Raw genomic sequence first — 21,696 nt, 5'->3', positions numbered from 1 at the left:
GTAGCGGTCCTGTCGGGGCTGGGACGCGAACAGGCAGGAGCCGCCAGTCAGGCAGGTGCCGTCGCAGGCCGTGACGGACGCGTCGGCTGCTCGCAACATCCGACGGCACATCGATTGCCGTCGAGGGTGGATCCGTAGCCGGGAACGCTGCCGAGTCCTCGGCACGTCCCGCCGACGCGATACTCGTCCACCAGCTCCCTGATCATCTTCGGGAATCGAGCATCGGAGCCGGGCGTACCCGCGCGAGCGAACGCCATCCCGAGTTCACGGGCCTTCTCTTCGGCTTCGGTGTCGAGATCCCACACCACTTCGAGGTGGTCGGACACGAAACCGATCGGGCACACGATCACCGCGTCGACGGACTTCTCGGACAGTGCTTCGAGATGATCGCAGATGTCGGGGTCGAGCCACGGAACCTGCGGTGGTCCGGAACGAGACTGCCACACCAGATCGTATTCGGTGCTGCCGGATGCGGCCGCGACCAGACGCGACGCCTCCGCAACCTGCCGGCTGTACAGGTGGCCACCATCCGCGGGTGGGCCTGCATTGGCGTCGGCTGCCGACGGAATGGAATGCGCGGTGAACACCAGCCGCGCTCCTGCCCGATGCTCCTCTGGCAGAGACCTGCGCGCGGCATCGACGGCCTCGGCGAACGCCTCGACCATCAACGGGTGGTCGTAGTACTGACGGATCTTGAGCAAATGCGGGGCGTCGTCCCCCACGGACGCACGGGCCCTGGCGATGTCCTCGTGGTATTGCCTGCACCCGGAATACCCGCCCCACGCGGAAGTCGGGAAGACGAGCGCGGAGCGGACGCCGTCCGCCTTCATCGTCGCAACGGTGTCCTCGACCATCGGATGCCAATTGCGATTGCCGAAGTAGATCGGCAATTCGATTCCGGCCGAATCGAACTCGGCCTGCAGTGCGGCGATGATGTCGCGATTGAGTTCGTTGATCGGTGACACGCCACCGAAGTGCATGTAGTGCTCGACGACAGCGTCGAGACGCTCGGGCGGCACACCACGTCCGCGAGTGACGTTCTCGAGAAACGGGCGAACGTCGGCGGGCTTTTCCGGTCCGCCGAACGAGAGCACCAACAGTGCGTCGAAATCTCCAGGGGTGGTCATGAATCCATTGTGCCCCTGTCGCAGCAGGGCTGCGGCAGGGGCACAATCGGTCGACGAAACCTACGGTGAGCGAGCCCACGTCGGACTCCACTCACCGACGTGTCACATGTTTTCGGGCAGGTACGTGTTGTGGCTCGCTCCGCCGTCGACGTACACGATCGACCCGGTGGTTCCGGGCAGCCAATCCGACAGCAACGCGACGATCGACTTGGCGACGACGGTCGGATCGTTGACGTCCCATCCGATGGGAGCGGCACCGTCCCAGTACACGTTCAGCTGGTCCATCTTGGCCGCATCGCCGGTCGCGGTGCCCGCAATCGCCTTGGCGGCAAGAGTCCTGATCGGTCCTGCTGCAACGAGATTGGAGCGGATACGCTTGGCTGCGCCCACTTCCCGTGCCACGTAACGATTCACCGACTCGAGGGCAGCCTTGGCTACGCCCATCCAGTTGTAGTACGGCATCGACGTCCGCGGATCGAAGTCCATTCCGACGATCGAGCCACCCTCGTTCATGACCGGGAGCACGGCACGCGCGAGAGATGCGTAGCTCCACGCCGAGATCTCGAATGCCCTCGCCGCGTCGGGGCCGGGGCCGTCGAGGAACGGCTTGGCATCCGGGCCCATCAGGGTGCGAGGTGCGAATGCGATGGAGTGCAGAACTCCGTCGATACCCTCCGGCGCTACTTCACGAATTCGGTCCGCCAGCGCGGCGAGGTGCTCTTCGTTGGTGGCGTCGAGCTCGATCGCCGGGGGCACCTCCTTGGGCAGCCGCTGCGCGATGCGGTCGATGAGCCGCAGCCGATCGAACCCGGTGATGATCACCTTGGCACCCTGCTCCTGCGCCATGGCCGCGGCGTGGAACGCGATCGACGCGTCGGTGATGATGCCGGTGATGAGAATGGTCTTGCCTTCGAGCAATCCGCCCATAATGCTGCGTCCTTAATTCGGAGGTGAATATCTATCGAAATCGTTGTACGAGAACGTTTCTCAGTGCCCCATGCCCATGCCGCCGTCGACGGGAATGACAGCACCGGACACGTACGACGAGTCCGGACCCGCAAGGAAACTCACGACTGCTGCAACGTCCTCGGGCTGACCGAGACGCTGAAGTGGAATGTATTCCTTCGCCTTGCCGCGCAAGTCGTCCGACAACTCTGCGGTCATGTCGGTTTCGATGAATCCCGGTGAGACGACGTTCGCCGTGATGGACCGCGAACCCAACTCCCTCGTGATCGACCGGGCCATGCCGATGACTCCGGCCTTGGACGCCGCGTAATTGATCTGCCCCGGCCCGCCGGCCATCGCGACAACGGAACTGAGGAAGATCATCCGACCCCAGCGCGCGCGCAGCATGGCCCGGTTGGCGCGTTTGGCGACTCGGAAGGCTCCGGTCAAGTTCGCATCGATGACCCGCTGGAACTGCTCCTCGGTCATACGCATCAGCAGGGTGTCGTCGGTGATGCCCGCGTTGGCGACGAGTACCTCGACGGGTCCGTGCTTCTCCTCGACCTCCTTGAAGGCCGCGTCGACCGAACCGGAGTCGGTGACGTCGCAGACGACCCCGAGCAATCCGTCGGGTGCCCCGGATCCGCGGTGGGTGACGGCCACCTTGTGTCCGTCGGCACTGAGCCGTTGGGCGATGGCCAGACCGATACCCCGGTTACCTCCGGTGACGAGTACCGATCGCGCGATGAAGTCAGGTGTGGACATGCCTAGCAACCTATCTGTTCGTCCTGGAATGACAAAGCGAAACTTACTGGTGAGTAATAACAGCGATCACGGCAATCGTTGCCGCATCACCAACGCCGAACCGAGCCCGGCGGAGATGCACAGGACACCGAGGATCAACCAGGGTCGCGAAGCGTCCCCGCGGGTGATCTCGAAGCCGATCTGCTCCTCCAGGGTGTCGTAGACGTCTCGGAGGCCCTCGAGCGAGGAGGCCGTGAAGAAACTTCCCCCGGACAGAGTCGCGATCTCGCGCAACGACGGGTCGTCGACAGGAACGGGCACGCGCTCGACCCCGCCTCCACCTTCGTCTTCGATCTCGACCGACCCGTAGCTGGTGCCGAACGAGATCGTCGAGATCGGCACTCCCTTGTCCTTGGCTGCGCGCGCTGCGGTGTAGCCGCCCCGTGGATCGTCGAGGTTCTGGGGAACGGTTTGCTTACCGTCCGAAAGCAGCACGATGCGGGCAGGCGGTGCCGCGTCGCCACCCCCGAGGATCGCGCCGAGAGTGTCGATCGACTGCAGCGAGGTGAAGATTGCTTCACCGGTGGCCGTCCGCTCGCTGAGCTGCAGTTTGTCGATTGCCGACTTGGTGGCGTCGCGGTTGGCCGTGGGTGAGACCAATACCGAGGCAGTGCCGGCGAATGCGACGAGACCGAGGTTGATGCCGGGTGTGAGGCCATCGGCGAACGACTTCGCTGCTTCTTGGGCCGCAGCCAGCCGAGTGGGTTCGACGTCCGTCGCTTCCATGGACAGCGACACATCGATGACGAGCATGACCGTCGCGCGGTTGCGTGGAACACGTTGATCGGCAGTGGGGCCGGCCAACGCGACGGTCAGGAACATCAGCCCGACCAGTACCAGTGCGGTCGGGAGATGACGCAGACGATTGGGCCGGTTCGGCGCGACCGACTCGAGCAACTCCATGTTGGAGAAACGCAGCACGTGCTTCTGCTTGCGGCGTTGAATCCAGACGTACCCCGCCGTCAGGGCGATGACGACGACCAGAAACGCGAGCCACCACGGCGCAGAGAAATCGGTGAGGCTCATCGCGAACCTGCCCTAGCGGTATTGGTGAAACCGGAGCCGATGGTGTGCCTGCGAGCAGTGACGAAGCGGACGACATCGGCGATCCAGTCACCGTCGGTGCGCAGAGTCAAACGCGGTGCCCCGCATCGGCGCAACGCTTTCTCCACGTCGTCGCGGTGTGCTGCGGCTGCTCGCGCGAAGTCGGCGCGGAGCCGGGGCGTCGCGGCGAACTCCCGAGTGCGGCCGGACTCCGGGTCGTGCAGAACCACGTCTCCCACATCCGGAAGTTCGAGGTCTCGCGGATCGAGTACCTCGACGGCCAGTACGTCGTGTCTGGCAGAGATCGCCCGCAGTGATCGCTCCCAGTCGATCGGGCCGAGGAAGTCGCTGATCACCACGGCCAGACCGCGCCGGCGTTCGGGACGCCGCAGCGCCTCGACGGCATCGCGAAGATCTCCTCGGACGCCGTCCGCGGCGGACGGTGTCGTAGCGATCGTCCGCAGCATCGACTGGCTGTGCACCCGGCCCCCGCGCGCCGGGATTCGCGTCGTCGTCGCGCCGGTGGCCACGACAGCTCCGATGCGATTACCACCGCCGCCGGTCAGGTGGGTGATGGCGGCCGAGGCCGCGACCGCGAGATCGCGCTTCTCGCACCCCGCGGTTCCGAAGTCGAGGCTGGCCGACAGATCGACGACAAGCCACGTTTCCAGTTCGCGATCGGCCACCGACTGCCGCACGTGTGGGTGTGTCGTCCGGGCAGTGACCGACCAGTCCATCTGCCGAACGTCGTCACCGGGCTGATACTCGCGCGCGTCTCCCGGTTCGGATCCCGGGCCGGGTATCAGGCCGAGGTGGTCGCCGTGCAGAACGCCGTCGAGACGCCTACGTACCGTTATCTCGAGCGTGCGTAGCGCGGCGGCCAACTTCGGATCACGCAGTTCGCCGGACCGAAACGACGGCGGCCGTGAGACCGCACCTCGGCCGGCTCTGTCGGCTGCGCTCACTGACCCGGCGAACCGGTCGACGATGCATCACCCGACGGCTTGTGCAGCGACGGAGCGGGTTCGCCGGCCGGACCGCCCGGTGGGCGCTGCTCGGGTCCGGGCTGGGGTGCCGAGCCGGGCCCTTGCCCGGGGAACTGCGGCTGACCCGGGTACTGCCCCTGGGCCGGATGCGGTACCTGAGCCGGATACTGCGGCCCCGCTCCCGGAAACTGCGGTGTGCCCTGTTGGCCACCGAAGGGCTGACCGGGTGCGGTGCCGTTGTCCTGCGACATCGGAACCGCCTGCGGCGACACCTGCGGTAGTCCGACGGTCTGCAAAATGCGGGAGATCACGGTCTCGGGCGTCACTTCGTCGGCGAGGGCATCGTAGGAGAGCACCAGCCGATGCCGGAGCACGTCGGGAATCACCTCGAGCACGTCCTGAGGAACGACGTAGTCGCGGCCTCGCAGCAGGGCGAGGGCGCGGGACGCAGCGATGATGCCGAGGGTCGCACGCGGGGAGGCCCCGTATGCGATCCAGCTGCCGACATCGTCCAACCCGAACTGTTCGGGCGTGCGGGTGGCGGCGATGACCCGAACCACGTAGTCGACGAGCGCGTGGTGCACGAACACCGAACTGGCCAGGTTCTGCAGACGGACCAACTCGACAGGGTCGAGTATCTGCTTGGGCTCGGGGGCCTTGATCCCCATGCGGTAGACGATCTCGCGTTCTTCTTCCACCGTCGGATAGTCGACGACGATCTTGAACAGGAAGCGGTCGCGCTGGGCTTCCGGGAGCGGGTACACGCCTTCGTTCTCGATGGGGTTCTGCGTCGCCATCACCAGGAAAGGATCGGGCATGGGGAACGTCTTGCCACCGATGGTCACGTGCCGCTCGGCCATGACTTCGAGCAGCGCCGACTGGACCTTCGCCGGTGCTCGGTTGATCTCGTCGGCAAGGACGAAGTTCGCGACGACCGGGCCGAGTTCGGTGTCGAACTCTTCGCGGCCCTGACGGTAGATGCGGGTTCCGACCAGGTCGGTGGGCACCAGGTCCGGGGTGAACTGGACGCGGGAGAACGAGCCACCGACCACGCGGGCGAACGTCTCCACTGCGAGGGTCTTCGCCACGCCGGGAACGCCTTCCAGCAGCACATGCCCACGGGCCAACAAGCCGACCAGAATGCGCTCGACCAGACGATCCTGACCGACGATCACCCTTTTGACCTCGTACACGGCCTTCTCGAGAAGCCGAACGTCCTCGGCGAGATCGGGACTGTCCACCCGCTCCGGCTCCCCACCCCGAGGATTCGGACTCGAAGACCCGATCTGTGTCGGCTCCTCGTCGTTCGAAATCCGGCCGTCACGTGATGTCACCAAGAATTCACCGCTTTCAGTCGATCATCGTCGGGCACGTTCCATACCGCCGAGATCAACTATTCCAGGTGATGCTCGCGCGCGCCGAAACCCACCCCTGACCCGCGCGCCGGAGTGGAGCCTGCGGAACGACGCATAAGTACCGGACAGCGACCTCGGGAGCGACAGCGAGCTCAGGACACCATGCGCACGGCGTACGGCGTCATACCGCTGTATCTGACGTCGGAGACCTTGACCACCGATCCGGATTGCGGAGCCTCGAGCATTTTCCCGTCGCCGAGGTAGAGCGCGACGTGCTGACTGGCGTTCGGTCCGTAGAAGATCATGTCGCCACGCTTCATCTGCGACGACGGAACCTGCTTGCCTGCCGTGTACTGGTAGCCGGTGTAGTGGGGCAGAGAGATACCCAGACCTGCGAATGCGTAGATCATGAGGCCGGAGCAGTCGAAGCCGACCTTGTTGTAGTCGCCGTAACTGTCTGCGACTCCGCCGTCTCGGATTCCCTTGGTCGGCCCGTTCTCGTCGCCGCCGCCCCAGGAATACGGAACACCGAGCTGGCTCATCCCGCGGTCGATCGCCAATTCCACGGCAGCACTGCCCGTGACCGACGGTGTGGTCGAGGGCTTGGGCTTGCTGGGAGTGGGCTTGCTGGGTGTGGGCTGGGTCGGAGTCGTGGTTCCGCTCGAACTGTCGGAGTCGGTGGACGAACTCGAGTCGTCGTCGACATCGACGTGCGAGCGTTGGCCCTCGGCGATTGCAGCGGCTCGCTGTTGTGCGGCCAGGTTGGCCGAGACCCGCGCCGCCGCCTGAACCGCGGCCTCACGAGCGGCAGCTGCGGCTGCTGCTATTGCTGCGTCCTCTGCTGCCTTCTGCGCCTCCCAGTCGCTGTATGCGGCTCGTTGACCCTGGAGGCCGGCCACATTGCTTCGGGCTGCGTCGAGCTCGGTCTGAGCGGCGTCTCGCTGGGACTCGATTGCGGCTTTCTGATCGGCCTCGGCTTGCAACGCTGCCTGCGCTGCAGCGATGGCCTGCTCGGCCTCGGCCTTCTTCGATTCGGCTTCGGACGCTGCCGCGTCCGCCTGCTGCTTGGATTCGCGGGCGGCCGAGTCCCGGTTCGCCTGCTCGGTTCGGGCCCGCTGGAGGCTGTCGAGCACGGCATTCTGGCTGTTGGACAGCACCTTCAGGACCTGGGCGCGGTCGAGAACGTCGTCCGGTCCGCTCGAACCGAGGAACGACGCCATCGAGGCGACGCCCGAGCCCTGGGTGTAGCTCGATTTGGCGAATTCGTCGAACTTGCGCTGGGCTGCCTGAATCTGTGTGCCTGCATCGGCGAGCGCCTGCTGCGCTGCTCCTACGACTGCTGCGGCCACGTCGGCGGCGTCCCGTGCGTTCTGCAGGTCGACCAGGGCTTTGTTGACGCCTTCTCGCTTCACGGCGACCTCGTCGTCGAGCTGTGCGAGTTGCTGGTTGGCGGATGCGATCGCGTCGATCAGCTGTCCGACCTGCCCCAGGCGTGAGTCGACGGCGCTGCCGGCAGCGGCGATGTCTGTATCGGACGGGTTGGGCGGGGGCGGCGGTACCGCGGCGGCGACCCCGGGCATGGTCGCGGTCAGCGCGAGAACCAGACCGGCACCTGCCAGTACGAATCGGGTACGGACGAGCGCTCTGCGGCGCGTGCCGCGAACTGGACGTCGGCTCACAAATGTCTCCCTCGGGTCCGGCATTCACTCGGGTCCCGAGAGGACCGTCGTGCCGTCGAGGCGTTCCCCGTTCCCACCCCGATCGCAGGTGACGGTGAACATGTTCGCCGGGCGGGAAAGTGGCGCGCAGCGACACGACAGGTGCGAACCACGTCAGTCACACCCGAAGCAGTGGCCTCCCGAGTTCCCCACGGACGACACCTGCCTTCTGCGACACTCCTTCCCCAGCAGTGCCAATGGCACCGTACGACACTTCGCACACTAAAGAAACTCCAGTCACAAATGACACATTTGTAATTCCACCAGGCATAATGCCGTGAACTCGGTGTTTGCCCGAAACAATTTTTCGGACTTTTTCCGGACCGACGTCCGGTGGCGTAATCGCGCGTCGGTGTCGGTCGGTCGAATGACGAATGTGCGCGCTACGTCAGCGCTCGACGGGCTGTGCTTCGTGCGGGTCGGCAGTGGCCGACCGCGCGCGATATCGCCGGACCTTCACAGCGGCTGTCAACGCGGCCACCGCAGCGACGATCACCACCAGCCCACCCGTCAGCAAGCCCCACGGAGTCTGGTCCTCGACGAGGGTGTCGACGAAGTTGTCGGCGGCGACGACGTGATTTCCGGTGTAGGTGCGATCCTGCCCGGCTTCGAGTGTCACTCGGCTGATCGAGTCGCTGAACGTTCCGACCTGCCCCGGGCTCAGCACCAACACCGTTCCGCCCTCGCGGGCACCGACCGCAGTGGCGAGGTCGCGTAGCTGCGAATCGTGACGCGGTTCGTCGGGGACGATCACGATGCTCAGATCGATTCCGTGGTCCTCGGCTCGGTTCACGGCGGCAGTCAGTCCGTCCTGCTCGCCCGCAGGAGCGCTGACTCCCGACTCGCGGACCGTGGCGACGATGCTGTCGACGTCCAGACCTGCCGGGATATCGGTGGCAAGTGGGGAAACAGCGTGGATCGGCTCAGTCATCTCTCGTCCAGTCGGTAGGAACCAGTCGCGTGGAACCCTACGTCACGGTGCAGTCGATTCTCGGGAGGCAGGTATGCCCGACGCGGCAACTGAGGCCGCCCTTCATTGCGTCGCACGAAGCACTACGTGAGGATTGTGACGTGGGTCGTTCTCTCGGTGTCCACCGCGAAACAGACCCGCACGTTTTCACAGGACAAGCGTACTGTTAGACTTCCATCGAGACACTGCCCGAGGGTCCGCAAGCACTCCGCACGCGGGATGCCATGCCGAGACACACGGTCAGCGCCTCGCTTCAACCGTCGACACAGCCCCGTCGGCGGTGTGCCTCATAGACGAGTGGAGCTGAAGTGACCGCAAGTAACAATTCATTCGGTGCAAAGGGCACCCTCGAAGTCGGAGAGAACTCGTACGAGATCTTTCGGCTGTCGGCCTTGCCCGGTGCCGAGAAACTGCCCTATGCACTGAAGGTCCTCGCGGAGAACCTCCTTCGCACCGAGGACGGTGCCAACATCACCGCCGACCATATTCGCTCGATCGCGTCGTGGGATCCCTCGGCCGACCCGAGTATCGAAATCCAGTTCACCCCTGCGCGAGTCATCATGCAGGACTTCACCGGCGTTCCGTGTGTCGTGGACCTCGCCACCATGCGTGAGGCCGTGACCACCCTCGGCGGCGACCCCAACAAGGTCAACCCCCTCTCCCCCGCCGACATGGTCATCGACCACTCGGTCATCCTCGACGTGTTCGGCCGCGCCGATGCACTCGAGCGCAACGTCGACCTCGAGTACGAGCGCAACGGCGAGCGTTACCAGTTCCTGCGTTGGGGCCAGGGCGCCTTCGACGACTTCAAGGTCGTCCCGCCCGGCATGGGCATCGTGCACCAGGTCAACATCGAGTACCTCGCACCGACCGTCATGACCCGCAAGGGCCAGGCGTACCCCGACACCTGCGTCGGAACCGACTCGCACACGACGATGGTCAACGGCCTCGGCGTGCTCGGCTGGGGCGTCGGCGGAATCGAAGCCGAAGCTGCCATGCTCGGCCAGCCCGTGTCGATGCTGATCCCCCGTGTCGTCGGCTTCAAGCTCTCGGGCGAGATTCAACCGGGCGTCACGGCCACCGACGTCGTTCTGACCGCCACCGAGATGCTGCGCAAGCACGGCGTCGTCGGGAAGTTCGTTGAGTTCTACGGCGAAGGTGTGGCCGAGGTTCCCCTCGCCAACCGCGCCACCCTCGGCAACATGAGCCCCGAATTCGGCTCCACCGCAGCCATTTTCCCGATCGACGAAGAGACGATCAACTACCTGCGCCTCACCGGCCGCAGCGACGAGCAGCTCGCTCTCGTCGAGGCGTACGCCAAGGAACAGGGCATGTGGCACGACCCGAAGAACGAAGCCGTGTACTCCGAGTACATCGAGCTCGACCTCAACACGGTCGTCCCGTCCATCGCAGGCCCGAAGCGCCCGCAGGACCGAATCCTGTTGTCCGAGTCCAAGGTTGCGTTCCGCAAGGACATCCACAACTACGTGGAGGAGAACCACCCGGCGCACGAGGGTGACAGCAAGCTGGACGAGGCCCTCAACGAGTCGTTCCCGGCCAGCGATCCCGCGTCGCTGAGCTTCGCGGAAGACGATGCAGTCGACGTGCGGTCCGCCGCATACGGCTCCGAAGGTCGCCCGAGCAAGCCGGTTCGTGTCATCACCGACGAAGCAGGCGAGTTCGTTCTCGACCATGGCGCCGTCGTGGTGGCAGGTATCACCTCCTGCACCAACACCTCCAACCCGTCGGTCATGCTGGGCGCAGCACTGCTCGCTCGCAACGCCGTCGAAAAGGGCCTGTCCACCAAGCCGTGGGTCAAGACCAACATGGCACCCGGTTCGCAGGTCGTGACCGACTACTACGAGAAGGCCGGCCTGTGGCCGTACCTCGAGAAGCTCGGCTACTTCCTGGGCGGCTACGGCTGCACCACGTGCATCGGTAACACGGGCCCGTTGCTCGAGCCGATCTCGAAGGCGATCAACGACAACGATCTTTCGGTGACCGCCGTGTTGTCGGGCAACCGCAACTTCGAGGGTCGCATCTCCCCCGACGTCAAGATGAACTACCTGGCCTCTCCGCCGCTGGTCATCGCTTACGGCCTCGCGGGCACGATGGACTTCGACTTCGAGACCGACGCGCTCGGTAACGACCACGAGGGCAACCCCGTGTACCTCAAGGACATCTGGCCGTCGTCGCAGGAGATCGAGGACACGATCAAGTCCTCGATCAGCCGGGACATGTTCAGCAAGTCCTACGAGACGATCTTCGCCGGTGACAGCCGCTGGCAGAACCTGTCGACCCCCGAGGGCGACACGTTCGAGTGGGATCCCAACTCGACGTACGTGCGGAAGCCTCCGTACTTCGACGGCATGACGATGGACCCGGCTCCGGTCGAGGACATCAAGGGTGCCCGCGTGCTGGCCCTGCTCGGCGATTCGGTCACCACCGACCACATCAGCCCGGCAGGACCCATCAAGGCCGGTACGCCTGCCGCTCAGTACCTCGATTCGCACGGCGTGGAGCGCAAGGATTACAACTCGCTCGGATCGCGTCGTGGCAACCACGAGGTCATGATTCGCGGAACGTTCGCGAACATCCGTCTGAAGAACCAACTGCTCGACGACGTCTCGGGTGGCTACACCCGCGACTTCACCCAGGACGGTGGCCCGCAGTCGTTCATCTACGATGCGTCGCAGAACTACCAGAAGGCCGGCATCCCGCTGGTCGTGCTGGGCGGCAAGGAGTACGGCTCCGGAAGCTCCCGTGACTGGGCGGCCAAGGGCACCTCGCTCCTGGGCGTCAAGGCGGTCATCACCGAGTCGTTCGAGCGCATCCACCGCTCCAACCTCATCGGCATGGGCGTCGTTCCGCTGCAGTTCCCGGCAGGCGAGAGCGCCGCGTCGCTCAAGCTCGACGGCACCGAGACGTTCGACATCATCGGCGTCGAGAAGCTGAACGAGGGCACCACCCCGAAGACGATGGCGGTGACCGCGACCAAGGAAGACGGAACCAAGGTCGAGTTCGACGCCGTGGTCCGTATCGATACCCCCGGTGAAGCGGACTACTACCGCAACGGCGGAATCCTGCAGTACGTCCTGCGCAACATGATCAGAGGCTAGTCACACGGCACTGTAGACAAACGCCACGCACAGCGATGGGCCCGGAACTCGATACGTGTTTCGGGCCCATCGCCGTATCGGTACGGGCCCCTTCATCGGAAAGTAGGAGTTTCACACGTGCCCAAGGTCAGTGAAGACCACCTGGCGGCCCGCCGCAGCGAAATTCTCGACGGCGCGCGTAAATGCTTCGGAGAGTTCGGCTACGAGGGTGCCACCGTGCGACGCCTCGAGGAGGCGACAGGCCTCTCCCGCGGAGCCATCTTTCACCACTTCAAGGACAAGGACGGTCTCTTCCTCGCGTTGGCGCAGGAGGACGCCCGGCGTATGGCAGAAGTCGCGGCGACGCAGGGTCTGGTTCAGGTGATGCGAGACATGCTGGCCCAGCCGGAGCAGTTCGAGTGGCTCGGAACGCGGCTCGAGATCACCCGACGACTACGAACCGACGCCGACTTCCGAACCAGCTGGGCGGAGCGTTCGGCCGAACTGACCGATGCGACGCTCGGCCGACTCGAGCGCCAGAAGACGGCAGGGAAACTTCGGGACGACGTGCCGAACGATGTTCTGGCCGACTACCTGGACCTCGTTCTCGACGGTCTGGTCGCCAGAATCGCGTCGGGCAACGGCGGGTCGAACCTGTCGGCCATTCTGGATCTGGTCGAGGAATCGGTGCGCAGGCGCGACCCGGGTCAGGCCAGCTGAATCAGTTCCAGGTAGTCCTGCGACCAGTGGTCCTCGGTGCCGTCGGGAAGGAGGATGACTCGTTCCGGTGAGAGCGCCTCGGCGGCACCCGGATCGTGAGTCACCAGCACGACGGCGCCCTTGTAACTGCGCAGTGCGTCGAGAACCTGCTCACGTGAGATCGGATCGAGGTTGTTGGTCGGTTCGTCGAGCAGCAGCACGTTCGCAGCCGAAGACACCAGCCCGGCCAGCGCCAGACGTGTCTTCTCACCGCCGGACAGTGTTCCTGCCGGCTGTTCGAGCTGGGGTCCGGTGAACATGAAGGCACCGAGTAGCGATCTGAGCTCCTGCTCGCCGGTGTCGGGTGCCGCATGCCGGATGTTCTCCCACACCGACGCCATGTCGTCGAGGGTGTCGTGCTCCTGGGCGAAGTAACCCACGCGCATGCCGTGGCCGGGTTCGATCTCGCCGGTGTCGGCCTTCTCGGTTCCCGCGAGGATCCGAAGCAGCGTCGTCTTGCCCGCACCGTTGAGCCCGAGCACCACCACTCGACTTCCTCTGTCGATCGCCAGATCGACGCCGGCGAAGATCTCGAGCGACCCGTACATCTTGGTCAGGTTCTTGGCCATCAACGGTGTCTTGCCGCAAGGAGCAGGCTCAGGGAAGCGAATGTGCGCAACCTTGTCGGATACGCGCTCCGCATCGAGGTTGGCCATCAGCTTGTCTGCTCGCTTCGCCATGTTCTGTGCCGCAACGGCTTTGGTTGCCTTGGCACCCATCTTGGCGGCCTGGACGCGCAGCGCACCCGCCTTCTTCTCCGCGTTCGCGCGTTCGCGACGGCGCCGTTGCTCGTCCGTGGCGCGTGCGTCGAGGTACTTCTTCCAGTTCATGTTGTAGATGTCGGCCTCACCGCGCACGGCATCGAGGAACCACACCCTGTTCACGACATCACCGAGCAGTTCGACATCGTGACTGATCACGATGAGTCCGCCCTCGTGGTTCTGCAGGAAACTGCGCAACCAGGTGATGGAATCGGCGTCGAGGTGGTTGGTGGGCTCGTCGAGCAGCAATGTGGTGTTCGAGCGTCCGCCACTGCCGTCGGATGCGGCGAACAGAATGCGAGCGAGTTCGACGCGTCGGCGCTGACCACCGGACAGGGTTCGCAGCGGTTGACCGAGAATGCGGTCGGCCAAGCCGAGGCTGTTGCAGATGCGAGCCGCTTCGCTCTCGGCTTCGTAGCCGCCGAGGGACGCGAACCGCTCTTCCAGCTCGCCGTACTTACGGACGGCTTTGTCGAGCAATGTCTCGTCGGCAACCTCGGCCATCAGAGCCTGCTGCTTCTCCATACTGTGCAGGAGGGTGTCCAGCCCGCGGGCCGACAGCACCCGGTCCTTGGCCAGCACGTCCAGATCGCCCTCTTTGGGATCCTGCGGGAGATAGCCGAGGTCTCCGGTGCGTACGACCTCGCCGGCATAAGGTTCGCCCTCGCCCGCCAGGATGCGCAGCGTGGTGGTTTTTCCGGCACCGTTGCGGCCGACCAGCCCGATGCGGTCACCTGCCTGCACGCGGAGCGCGGGCCCCTCGGTGGACAGAAGGGTCCGCACACCGGCACGAACTTCGAGGTCGGTGGCGGTGATCACGCGTGAGCTCCTAGCGATTGCCGAACAAGATGAGTGCTCGTCGACCGACGAGCGAGCAATGAAAGCGCCGTAGGTCGGCACAGCAAACCCCCATTTTAGCTCAGCATTCACGTGCCTCCACCCAGGAACGCAGGTGACCCCGGTAACGTCTGAGCGATGACCGACGTCACCGAAACGGCCACTGCCCGCCCAGCCCTGCCCCTCGACCTCACCGGACGGACCGCACTGGTCACCGGGGGTAGTCGAGGCATCGGCCGCGCGATCGCCGTAGAACTGCTCGCGCGCGGTGCCAACGTGGCCATCACTGCGCGTAAGCGGGAACCGTTGCTGGCCGTCGCGGCGGAACTCGGCGACTCCGTACTCGCGCTGGACGGTAACGCGGGCGACCCGGAACATCGGCGCACCGCAGTGGACCGCACCGTCGAGACCTTCGGTTCGCTGGACATCCTGGTCAACAACACCGGTATCAACCCCGTCTACGGCTCGCTGATGGATGCCGACCTCGTCGGTGTCAGCAAGATCTTCGACACCAACGTCGTCGGCACGCTCGGCTTCGTGCAGAACGCGTTCCATGCGTGGATGGGAGAACACGGCGGTGCGGTCGTCAACATCGCCAGCGTCGCAGGCATCCGCTCCACCGGAGTCATTGCCGCGTACGGCGCATCCAAAGCTGCGTTGATTCGGCTCACCGAGGAGCTGGCATGGCAGCTCGGTCCGAAGATCCGCGTCAACGCGGTGGCGCCGGGCGTGGTGAAGACCAAGTTCGCCGAGGCGTTGTTCGCCGGCGGCGAAGAAGCAGCAGCGGCCGGCTACCCGATGAAGCGACTCGGTACCCCCGAGGACGTGGCATCGCTCGTCGCGTTCCTGGTCTCGGACGCGTCCTCGTGGATCACCGGCGAGACGGTGCGCGTCGACGGTGGCCTGCTCGCCACCGGCGGAATGTGAGCGACCTGTCGGCCGACGTCGCCGTGATCGGGCTGGGACCGGCGGGTCGCGCGATCGCCCACCGCTGCGCGGCCGCGGGTATGGACGTTCTCGCACTCGATCCGCACCCGTCCAGAACCTGGACGCCGACCTACTCGGCATGGGCGGACGAATTGCCGTCATGGCTCTCGGAGTCCGCAATCGCCTCGACTGCACGCAGGCCCGCAGTGTGGACCGATCGGCATCGCGTCATCGACCGGACGTACTGCGTGCTCGACACCCATGCCCTGCAAGCCTCGCTGTCCCTCGACCTCGTACGAGTGCACGCGGGCACCGCAGTCGACGTCACCGGCACCCGCGTCACCACCGTCGACGGGACGGTTGTCACGGCTCGCCACGTCGTCGATGCGCGAGGAACGCTCGACTCGCGTGATCTGGCGCAACAGACCGCATACGGAATCGTCGTCGAGCGGGAACGCGCCGAGCCCATTCTGGAAGGCTCCGACGCCTGGTTCATGGATTGGCGTACCGACAACGGCGTACGACCCGGTGAAGTTCCTAGTTTTCTCTATGCCGTCGCACTCGACGACCACCGCGTTCTGCTCGAAGAAACGTGCCTGGTCGGCAGGCCTGCCCTCCACCTCGATGTACTCCGGACTCGTCTGCATCATCGTCTCGCCCGACGCGATCTCGTGCCGACCGGGACCGAGGACGTCGAGCGGGTGCGCTTTTCGGTCGAACCTCCGCCGCGCTCGCGGCTGCACACCCCACGAAGCGGGCCCGTCCTGTTCGGGTCGCGGTCGAATCTGATGCATCCGGCGACGGGATACAGCGTCGCCGCGTCGTTGGCGTCTGCCGATCACCTGGTCGACGGACTTCGCACCGGCAAGCCGGGGAGCCGACGTGCACTCCACACCTGGACGGTGCAGAAGCTACGCAATCTCGGTCTGCGCACTGCGTTGAGCCTCGAGCCGGAGATGGTTCCGCAGTTCTTCGCCAGCTTCTTCTCGCTGCCGGTCGAACTGCAACGCTCCTACCTGTCCGGTCACGACGACGCCATGGGGACCATGACCGCGATGCTGAGAATGTTCCCTACGCTTCCGGTCTCGGCCAGGCTCGCCATCGCGCGCACCGTCGTCCACGCTCCGAGACGCGGCTGAGTTTCTCGGCAACGGTCGACACACAGGCGCCCGGTCGGCGATCATGAACACATGCGCAGCATTTGGAAAGGCTCGATCGCCTTCGGACTCGTCAACGTTCCGGTGAAGGTCTACTCGGCCACCGAGCAACACGACATCCGGTTTCATCAAGTGCACGCAAAGGACGGCGGACGAATCAAGTACGACCGCATCTGCCAGGAATGCGGAAAATCGGTCCAGTTCGCCGACATCGACAAGGCGTACGACTCGCCCGACGGCGAGCGCGTGATCCTCACCGACGACGACTTCGACAAACTCCCCGCTGCCGAGAAGCACGAGATCCCCGTTCTCGAATTCGTTCCGACCGAGCAGATCGATCCGATCCTCTACGACAAGAGTTACTTCCTGGAGCCCGACTCGTCGTCGCCCAAGGCGTACGTACTGCTGCGAGAGACGCTGGAAGAAACCGAACGCACCGCGCTGGTCCATTTCACGCTGCGACAGAAGACGCGGCTGGCCGCCTTGAGGGTCCGTGACAACGTGCTGGTCATCCAGACTCTGCTGTGGCCGGACGAGGTACGAGCCGCAGAATTCCCGTCGCTCGACGACGCCCCGTCGGCGCGCCCGCAAGAAGTGAAGATGGCGACGTCGCTCGTCGAGAGCATGTCCTCGGAATTCGATCCGACGGAGTACACCGACGACTACCAGATCGAACTGCGCAAACTGATCGACGAGACACTGGCGAACGGTGGCGAGAAGGTCATCCACACCGAGGCCGAGTCACAGGACGACGGCGAGGACGCGGAGGTCGTGGATCTGGTCGCCGCCCTCCAGCGCAGCGTCGAGGCCGCGGGAAAGAACGCTAAGTCGGGGTCCGATTCGTCGACAACATCATCTTCGAAATCTTCGTCGTCGAAAACACCGGCCAAGAAGGCCGCTGCCAAGAAGACCACTGCGCGGAAGACCCCGGCAAAGAAGGCTCCGGCCAAGAAGGCCGCAGCGAAGAAGGCTGCCCCGTCGACCGACGAAGCGAAGGGTGCGTGACGGGGCAGCCGGACCGGACCGTCAGACGGTGAAGCCGAGGGCCCGAAGCTGCTCGCGTCCGTCGTCGGTGATCTTGTCCGGTCCCCACGGCGGCATCCAGACCCAGTTGATCTTGAGGTCGGCGGCGAGCCCACTGCGCACGAGCGCACCACGGGCCTGATCCTCGATGACGTCCGTCAACGGGCAGGCCGCCGATGTCAGTGTCATGTCGACGGTGACGATGTCCTCGGCGTCGATCTTGATGTCGTAGACCAAACCGAGATCGACGACATTGATTCCCAGCTCGGGGTCGACGACGTCGCGCATCGCTTCTTCGAGGTCCTCGAGCACCTTGATCTCGTCGGCGGTGAGTTCCACCGGCGTCGTCGTCACAGCCGGTGTGGTCTCTGTTGCGTCGGTCATGATTGCTGTCCTCCGGAAAGTGCCGACTGGGCGGTCTCGCCCGTCGTAGCTGTCGTATCTGCGTCCACTACTTGAACAACCGCATCCTTGAAAGCCATCCAACCCAGCAAGGCGCATTTCACGCGAGCCGGGTACTTGGCCACACCGGCGAACGCAATGCCGTCGCCGATGACGTCTTCGTCTCCCTCGACGGTACCTCTGCTGCCGACCATCTCGCTGAACGAATCCACGGTCTTCAGGGCGTCCTGAACTGACAAGCCGACCACCTGATCGGTCAGCACCGACGTGGCGGCTTGGCTGATCGAGCAACCCTGGCCGTCGTACGAGACGTCCGCAACGGTGCCGTTGTCGACGTGAACCCGCAGAGTCACCTCGTCGCCGCAGGTGGGATTGACGTGGTGCACCTCCGCACCGAACGGCTCGCGCAGTCCACGACCGTGCGGATGCTTGTAGTGATCGAGGATCACTTCCTGGTACATCTGTTCCATTCGCATCAGGCGTGTCCCTCCTCACCATTGCGGTCGGTGCCGAAGAACGATTGCGCGCGACGAATCGCGTTCGCGAGCACCTGCACTTCCTCGACCGTGTTGTACAACGCGAAAGACGCCCGCGCGGTCGCTGCCACTCCGAAGCGCCGATGCAGTGGCCACGCGCAATGATGACCGACGCGAATGGCGACGCCTTCGTCGTCGAGAATCTGCCCCAGGTCGTGTGCGTGGATACCGTCGACGACGAACGACACTGCCGAACCTCGATCGACGTTCTCCGTCGGACCGATGACTCTAACGCCGTCGATCTTTGCGAACTCGGCGAGAGTCGCTGCGACCAAGGTCTTTTCGTGAGCTGCCACGGCGTCGATACCGATGTTGTCGAGGTACCGCACGGCGGCACCGAGCCCGATGACCTGCGACGTCATGGGCACACCGGCCTCGAAGCGTTGCGGCGGAGGCGCGAACGTCGTCTTCTCCATCGTGACCGTTTCGATCATCGATCCGCCGGTGATGAACGGCGGCATCGCATCGAGCAGCGCGGCCTTGCCGTACAACACTCCGACACCCGAGGGTCCCAGCATCTTGTGGCCGGAGAACGCTGCGTAGTCGACATCGAGGTCGTGGAAATCGACCTTCATATGGGGCACGGATTGGCACGCGTCGAGAACGACGAGCGCGCCGACAGCTCGGGCGCGACGCACCAACTCCTCGACGGGAGCGACGGCACCGGTCACGTTCGACTGGTGGGTGAACGCGACGACCTTCACCGCGGACGACCATTCCAGCGAGTCGAGGTCGATTCGACCGTCGTCGGTCACTCCGTACCACCGCAGAGTTGCGCCGGTACGGGCCGCAAGCTCTTGCCACGGAACGAGATTGGCGTGGTGTTCGAGTTCGGTGACGACGATCTCGTCACCGGGTCCGAGATGACGATCGAAGCGCTGATCGGCCAACACGTACGTCACGAGGTTGAGCGACTCGGTTGCGTTCTTGGTGAAGACGATCTCGTCGACGTCTGCACCGACGAACGCGGCGATATCCGCCCTGGCTCCCTCGTACGCGTCGGTGGCTTCCTCGGCCAGCTGATGCGCCCCGCGGTGCACCGCCGCGTTACAGGTGGTGAGGAACTCGCGTTCGGCGTCGAGTACCTGCACCGGCCGCTGCGAGGTTGCGCCGGAATCCAGATACACCAACGGCTTTCCGTCGCGGACGGTGCGCGAGAGGATAGGAAAATCGCGGCGAACGGTAGCGACATCGAACGATGTCGCTACCGCCACAGCTGCCGGTGCAGCCATACTCATGCTCCGGTGGTCGCGGCCTGCGTGTAGCCGGCGTAGCCGTTGGCCTCGAGCTCGTCGGCCAGCTCGGCACCGCCGGACTTGACGATCTCACCGTTGACGAAGACGTGCACGAAGTCGGGCTTGATGTAGCGAAGAATGCGGGTGTAGTGCGTGATCAGCAGCACTCCCCCGTCTTCACGCTCCTTGTACTTGTTCACGCCCTCGGACACCACTCGCAAAGCGTCGACGTCGAGGCCGGAATCGGTCTCGTCGAGAATGGCGATCTTCGGCTTGAGCAGTCCCAGCTGCAGGATCTCGTGACGCTTCTTCTCGCCGCCGGAGAAACCCTCGTTGACGTTGCGCTCGAGGAAGTTCGCCTCGATTTCGAGCTCGCTCATCGCGGTCTTTGCTTCCTTGACCCAGTGCCGCAGCTTGGGGGCTTCGCCGCGCACGGCGGTGGCGGCGGTGCGCAGGAAGTTCGACATCGACACTCCGGGCACCTCCACCGGGTACTGCATCGCCAGGAACAGACCTGCGCGGGCGCGCTCGTCGACGCTCATCTCGAGCACGTCTTCACCGTCGAGGGTGATGGTGCCGGAGGTGACGGTGTACTTCGGGTGGCCGGCAATGGCGTACGACAAGGTGGACTTGCCGGAGCCGTTGGGTCCCATGATCGCGTGCGTCTCGCCGGACTTCACGGTCAGATCGACACCTTTGAGGATGTCGATCGGCTCGGCGGACGAGTCGGTGTTGGCGACGCTGACGTGCAGATCGCGGATTTCGAGTGTGGACATCAAAGTTCCTTTGTGCAGTCGAGAAAGGTTCGGTTGGGCCTACGCGCCGACGACGGCGAGCTCGGTCTCGATGGCAGCATCGAGACGCTCGCGTACGGCGGGGACCGGAATCTTGTCGATGATTTCGTGGAAGAAGCCGCGGACGACCAGTCGGCGGGCCACCTCCTCCGAGATGCCGCGAGCACGTAGGTAGAACAGCTGCTCGTCGTCGAATCGGCCGGTAGCACTGGCGTGCCCTGCTCCGACGATCTCGCCGGTTTCGATTTCCAGGTTCGGTACCGAATCGGCGCGAGCGCCGTCGGTGAGCACGAGATTTCGGTTCAGTTCGTACGTCTCGGTGCCCTCGGCCTCGGCGCGAATGAGAACGTCGCCGATCCATACGGTGTGTGCGTCGACGGTGCCGGGTCCGGTTTCGCCCTGAAGCGCGCCCTTGTACATCACGTTCGACTTGCAATGCGGAGCCGAATGGTCGACGAGCAGTCGCTGCTCGAGGTGTTGACCGGCGTCGGCGAAGTACACACCGAGCATGTTCGCGTCACCGCCGGGCGCGCTGTAGCGCACGGTCGGGCTGATGCGCACCAAGTCGCCGCCGAGGCTGACGTTGTAGTGGCGCAACACCGAGTCACGTCCGAGCAGGGCGTGGTGGGCGGCCACGTGCACCGCGTCCGACTGCCAGTCCTGGATCAGCACGACGTGCAACTGCGAGCTGTCACCCAGCACGAACTCGACGTTCTCGGCGTACGTGCCGCTGCCGCGCTGATCGATCACCACGGTGGCGCGAGCGAACGTGCCGAGGCAAATCTGCACGTGTCCGTAGGCGACGTGGTCGACGCCCGGTCCGTCGATCGTGATCTCGATCGGCTCCGCTACCTCGACCTCGTTGGGAACACTGACGATCGTGGCCTCGGTGAAGGCCGAATATGCCTGTGCGGCAATCCGATCGGCAGGCACGCCGGCCTTCCCGAGTCGATCGTCGTCACGTCCCACGGTCTCCACGACCACCTGGTCCGCAGCCCCGACGGTGACCTGAGCGGTCCCGTCGGCGACTGCCGAACCGTCGTGCAGGCCGCGAAGACGACGCAGCGGCGTGAAGCGCCACAGTTCGTCGCGGCCCGACGGCACCTCGAACGCGTTCACGTCGTACGACGTGAACTGAGCGCCCTTGTTGGCGACGAGCTTCGACTTGTCTTCCTTGGCGGAATCGGGGTTCTCGGATGCCACGGCACCCATGACTCC

The 21,696-nt window shown here is 64.7% G+C and carries 19 protein-coding genes; 5 read left to right on the top strand and 14 right to left on the bottom strand.

From position 1 onward, the window contains the following. Positions 1–47: 47 nt before the first annotated feature. The 8 genes from CH285_RS14300 to CH285_RS14265 form a co-directional block, all read right to left on the bottom strand. Positions 48–1,127 (bottom strand): ferrochelatase, encoded by a 1,080-nt coding sequence (locus CH285_RS14300; RefSeq protein WP_032365774.1) that lies wholly within the window; start codon positions 1,125–1,127, stop codon positions 48–50. Between the two features lie 102 nt (positions 1,128–1,229). Next, complete coding sequence (gene inhA / locus CH285_RS14295) at positions 1,230–2,054, bottom strand: NADH-dependent enoyl-ACP reductase InhA (protein WP_027497037.1); 825 nt, start codon at positions 2,052–2,054, stop codon at positions 1,230–1,232. Between the two features lie 60 nt (positions 2,055–2,114). Next, positions 2,115–2,837 carry a 3-oxoacyl-ACP reductase FabG1 gene (fabG1, locus tag CH285_RS14290; protein ID WP_094643189.1) on the bottom strand — a complete coding sequence of 241 codons (723 nt, stop codon included), beginning with the start codon at positions 2,835–2,837 and terminating at the stop codon, positions 2,115–2,117. A gap of 66 nt (positions 2,838–2,903) precedes the next feature. After that, positions 2,904–3,902: a VWA domain-containing protein gene (locus CH285_RS14285; RefSeq protein ID WP_032365772.1), complete on the bottom strand. Its 999-nt coding sequence runs from the start codon at positions 3,900–3,902 to the stop codon at positions 2,904–2,906. Further along, on the bottom strand, positions 3,899–4,885 hold the full coding sequence (locus CH285_RS14280) for a DUF58 domain-containing protein (RefSeq protein WP_032365771.1): 987 nt from the start codon (positions 4,883–4,885) through the stop codon (positions 3,899–3,901). Before CH285_RS14280 ends, CH285_RS14285 begins: the two co-directional genes overlap by 4 nt. Further along, positions 4,882–6,192 carry an AAA family ATPase gene (locus CH285_RS14275; RefSeq protein WP_373454739.1) on the bottom strand — a complete coding sequence of 437 codons (1,311 nt, stop codon included), beginning with the start codon at positions 6,190–6,192 and terminating at the stop codon, positions 4,882–4,884. The genes CH285_RS14280 and CH285_RS14275 overlap by 4 nt, the downstream gene beginning before the upstream one ends. Before the next feature lie 221 nt (positions 6,193–6,413). Then, positions 6,414–7,964, bottom strand: a complete 1,551-nt coding sequence (locus CH285_RS14270; RefSeq protein WP_371129002.1) for an NlpC/P60 family protein — start codon at positions 7,962–7,964, stop codon at positions 6,414–6,416. Between the two features lie 403 nt (positions 7,965–8,367). Beyond that, entirely contained in the window at positions 8,368–8,910 is a 543-nt protein-coding gene (locus CH285_RS14265; protein ID WP_057474701.1) for an Rv1476 family membrane protein, read from the bottom strand. Between the two features lie 347 nt (positions 8,911–9,257). Between CH285_RS14265 and CH285_RS14260 the strand changes: the two genes are divergently transcribed. Then, complete coding sequence (locus tag CH285_RS14260) at positions 9,258–12,068, top strand: aconitate hydratase (protein WP_027497032.1); 2,811 nt, start codon at positions 9,258–9,260, stop codon at positions 12,066–12,068. A gap of 117 nt (positions 12,069–12,185) precedes the next feature. Further along, positions 12,186–12,767, top strand: a complete 582-nt coding sequence (locus CH285_RS14255) for a TetR/AcrR family transcriptional regulator (RefSeq protein WP_027497031.1) — start codon at positions 12,186–12,188, stop codon at positions 12,765–12,767. Here the strand turns inward: CH285_RS14255 and CH285_RS14250 are convergent. Next, on the bottom strand, positions 12,755–14,386 hold the full coding sequence (locus CH285_RS14250; protein WP_027497030.1) for an ABC-F family ATP-binding cassette domain-containing protein: 1,632 nt from the start codon (positions 14,384–14,386) through the stop codon (positions 12,755–12,757). The genes CH285_RS14255 and CH285_RS14250 overlap by 13 nt on opposite strands. Positions 14,387–14,542: 156 nt before the next feature. Here CH285_RS14250 and CH285_RS14245 point away from each other — a divergent pair, with 156 nt between their 5' ends. The 3 genes from CH285_RS14245 to ku are packed head-to-tail and all read left to right on the top strand — an operon-like array spanning position 14,543 to position 17,493. Then, on the top strand, positions 14,543–15,331 hold the full coding sequence (locus tag CH285_RS14245; protein ID WP_094698396.1) for an SDR family oxidoreductase: 789 nt from the start codon (positions 14,543–14,545) through the stop codon (positions 15,329–15,331). Next, entirely contained in the window at positions 15,328–16,470 is a 1,143-nt protein-coding gene (locus CH285_RS14240) for a lycopene cyclase family protein (protein ID WP_094643187.1), read from the top strand. Before CH285_RS14245 ends, CH285_RS14240 begins: the two co-directional genes overlap by 4 nt. 51 nt (positions 16,471–16,521) lie before the next feature. After that, a complete protein-coding gene (gene ku, locus CH285_RS14235; RefSeq protein ID WP_027497027.1) occupies positions 16,522–17,493 on the top strand; it encodes a non-homologous end joining protein Ku in 972 nt (323 codons plus the stop codon). Positions 17,494–17,514: 21 nt separating this feature from the next. Here ku and CH285_RS14230 read toward each other — a convergent pair whose 3' ends face one another. From CH285_RS14230 to sufD, 5 genes are read right to left on the bottom strand one after another with little or no spacing between them, the layout of a single operon-like run. Continuing rightward, positions 17,515–17,895, bottom strand: coding sequence for a metal-sulfur cluster assembly factor (locus CH285_RS14230; RefSeq protein WP_027497026.1), 381 nt, complete (start codon positions 17,893–17,895; stop codon positions 17,515–17,517). Then, entirely contained in the window at positions 17,892–18,389 is a 498-nt protein-coding gene (gene sufU, locus CH285_RS14225) for a Fe-S cluster assembly sulfur transfer protein SufU (RefSeq protein WP_027497025.1), read from the bottom strand. The genes CH285_RS14230 and sufU overlap by 4 nt, the downstream gene beginning before the upstream one ends. Next, positions 18,389–19,681, bottom strand: a complete 1,293-nt coding sequence (locus tag CH285_RS14220; protein ID WP_094643186.1) for a cysteine desulfurase — start codon at positions 19,679–19,681, stop codon at positions 18,389–18,391. Before CH285_RS14220 ends, sufU begins: the two co-directional genes overlap by 1 nt. Positions 19,682–19,683: 2 nt before the next feature. After that, a complete protein-coding gene (gene sufC / locus CH285_RS14215; protein ID WP_027497023.1) occupies positions 19,684–20,460 on the bottom strand; it encodes a Fe-S cluster assembly ATPase SufC in 777 nt (258 codons plus the stop codon). Between the two features lie 39 nt (positions 20,461–20,499). Further along, positions 20,500–21,690, bottom strand: a complete 1,191-nt coding sequence (gene sufD / locus CH285_RS14210; RefSeq protein ID WP_094643254.1) for a Fe-S cluster assembly protein SufD — start codon at positions 21,688–21,690, stop codon at positions 20,500–20,502. Between the last annotated feature and the right edge of the window lie 6 nt (positions 21,691–21,696).

This window comes from Rhodococcus sp. 05-2256-B1 (genome assembly GCF_002258465.1).
In the GTDB taxonomy this organism is placed as follows: Bacteria; Actinomycetota; Actinomycetes; order Mycobacteriales; family Mycobacteriaceae; genus Rhodococcoides; species Rhodococcoides fascians.
Note: the sequence above shows the minus strand (reverse complement) of the source record. Positions and strands in the feature narration are given on the sequence as shown.

What these genes read in the sequence shown, in the direction of transcription:
- CH285_RS14300 (WP_032365774.1), bottom strand. Translation starts at nt 1,127, where the DNA reads ATGACCACCCCTGGAGATTTCGACGCACTGTTGGTGCTCTCGTTCGGC.
- inhA (WP_027497037.1), bottom strand. Translation starts at nt 2,054, where the DNA reads ATGGGCGGATTGCTCGAAGGCAAGACCATTCTCATCACCGGCATCATC.
- fabG1 (WP_094643189.1), bottom strand. Translation starts at nt 2,837, where the DNA reads ATGTCCACACCTGACTTCATCGCGCGATCGGTACTCGTCACCGGAGGT.
- CH285_RS14285 (WP_032365772.1), bottom strand. Translation starts at nt 3,902, where the DNA reads ATGAGCCTCACCGATTTCTCTGCGCCGTGGTGGCTCGCGTTTCTGGTC.
- CH285_RS14270 (WP_371129002.1), bottom strand. Translation starts at nt 7,964, where the DNA reads ATGCCGGACCCGAGGGAGACATTTGTGAGCCGACGTCCAGTTCGCGGC.
- CH285_RS14265 (WP_057474701.1), bottom strand. Translation starts at nt 8,910, where the DNA reads ATGACTGAGCCGATCCACGCTGTTTCCCCACTTGCCACCGATATCCCG.
- CH285_RS14245 (WP_094698396.1), top strand. Translation starts at nt 14,543, where the DNA reads ATGACCGACGTCACCGAAACGGCCACTGCCCGCCCAGCCCTGCCCCTC.
- ku (WP_027497027.1), top strand. Translation starts at nt 16,522, where the DNA reads ATGCGCAGCATTTGGAAAGGCTCGATCGCCTTCGGACTCGTCAACGTT.
- CH285_RS14230 (WP_027497026.1), bottom strand. Translation starts at nt 17,895, where the DNA reads ATGACCGACGCAACAGAGACCACACCGGCTGTGACGACGACGCCGGTG.
- sufU (WP_027497025.1), bottom strand. Translation starts at nt 18,389, where the DNA reads ATGCGAATGGAACAGATGTACCAGGAAGTGATCCTCGATCACTACAAG.
- CH285_RS14220 (WP_094643186.1), bottom strand. Translation starts at nt 19,681, where the DNA reads ATGGCTGCACCGGCAGCTGTGGCGGTAGCGACATCGTTCGATGTCGCT.
- sufC (WP_027497023.1), bottom strand. Translation starts at nt 20,460, where the DNA reads ATGTCCACACTCGAAATCCGCGATCTGCACGTCAGCGTCGCCAACACC.
- sufD (WP_094643254.1), bottom strand. Translation starts at nt 21,690, where the DNA reads ATGGGTGCCGTGGCATCCGAGAACCCCGATTCCGCCAAGGAAGACAAG.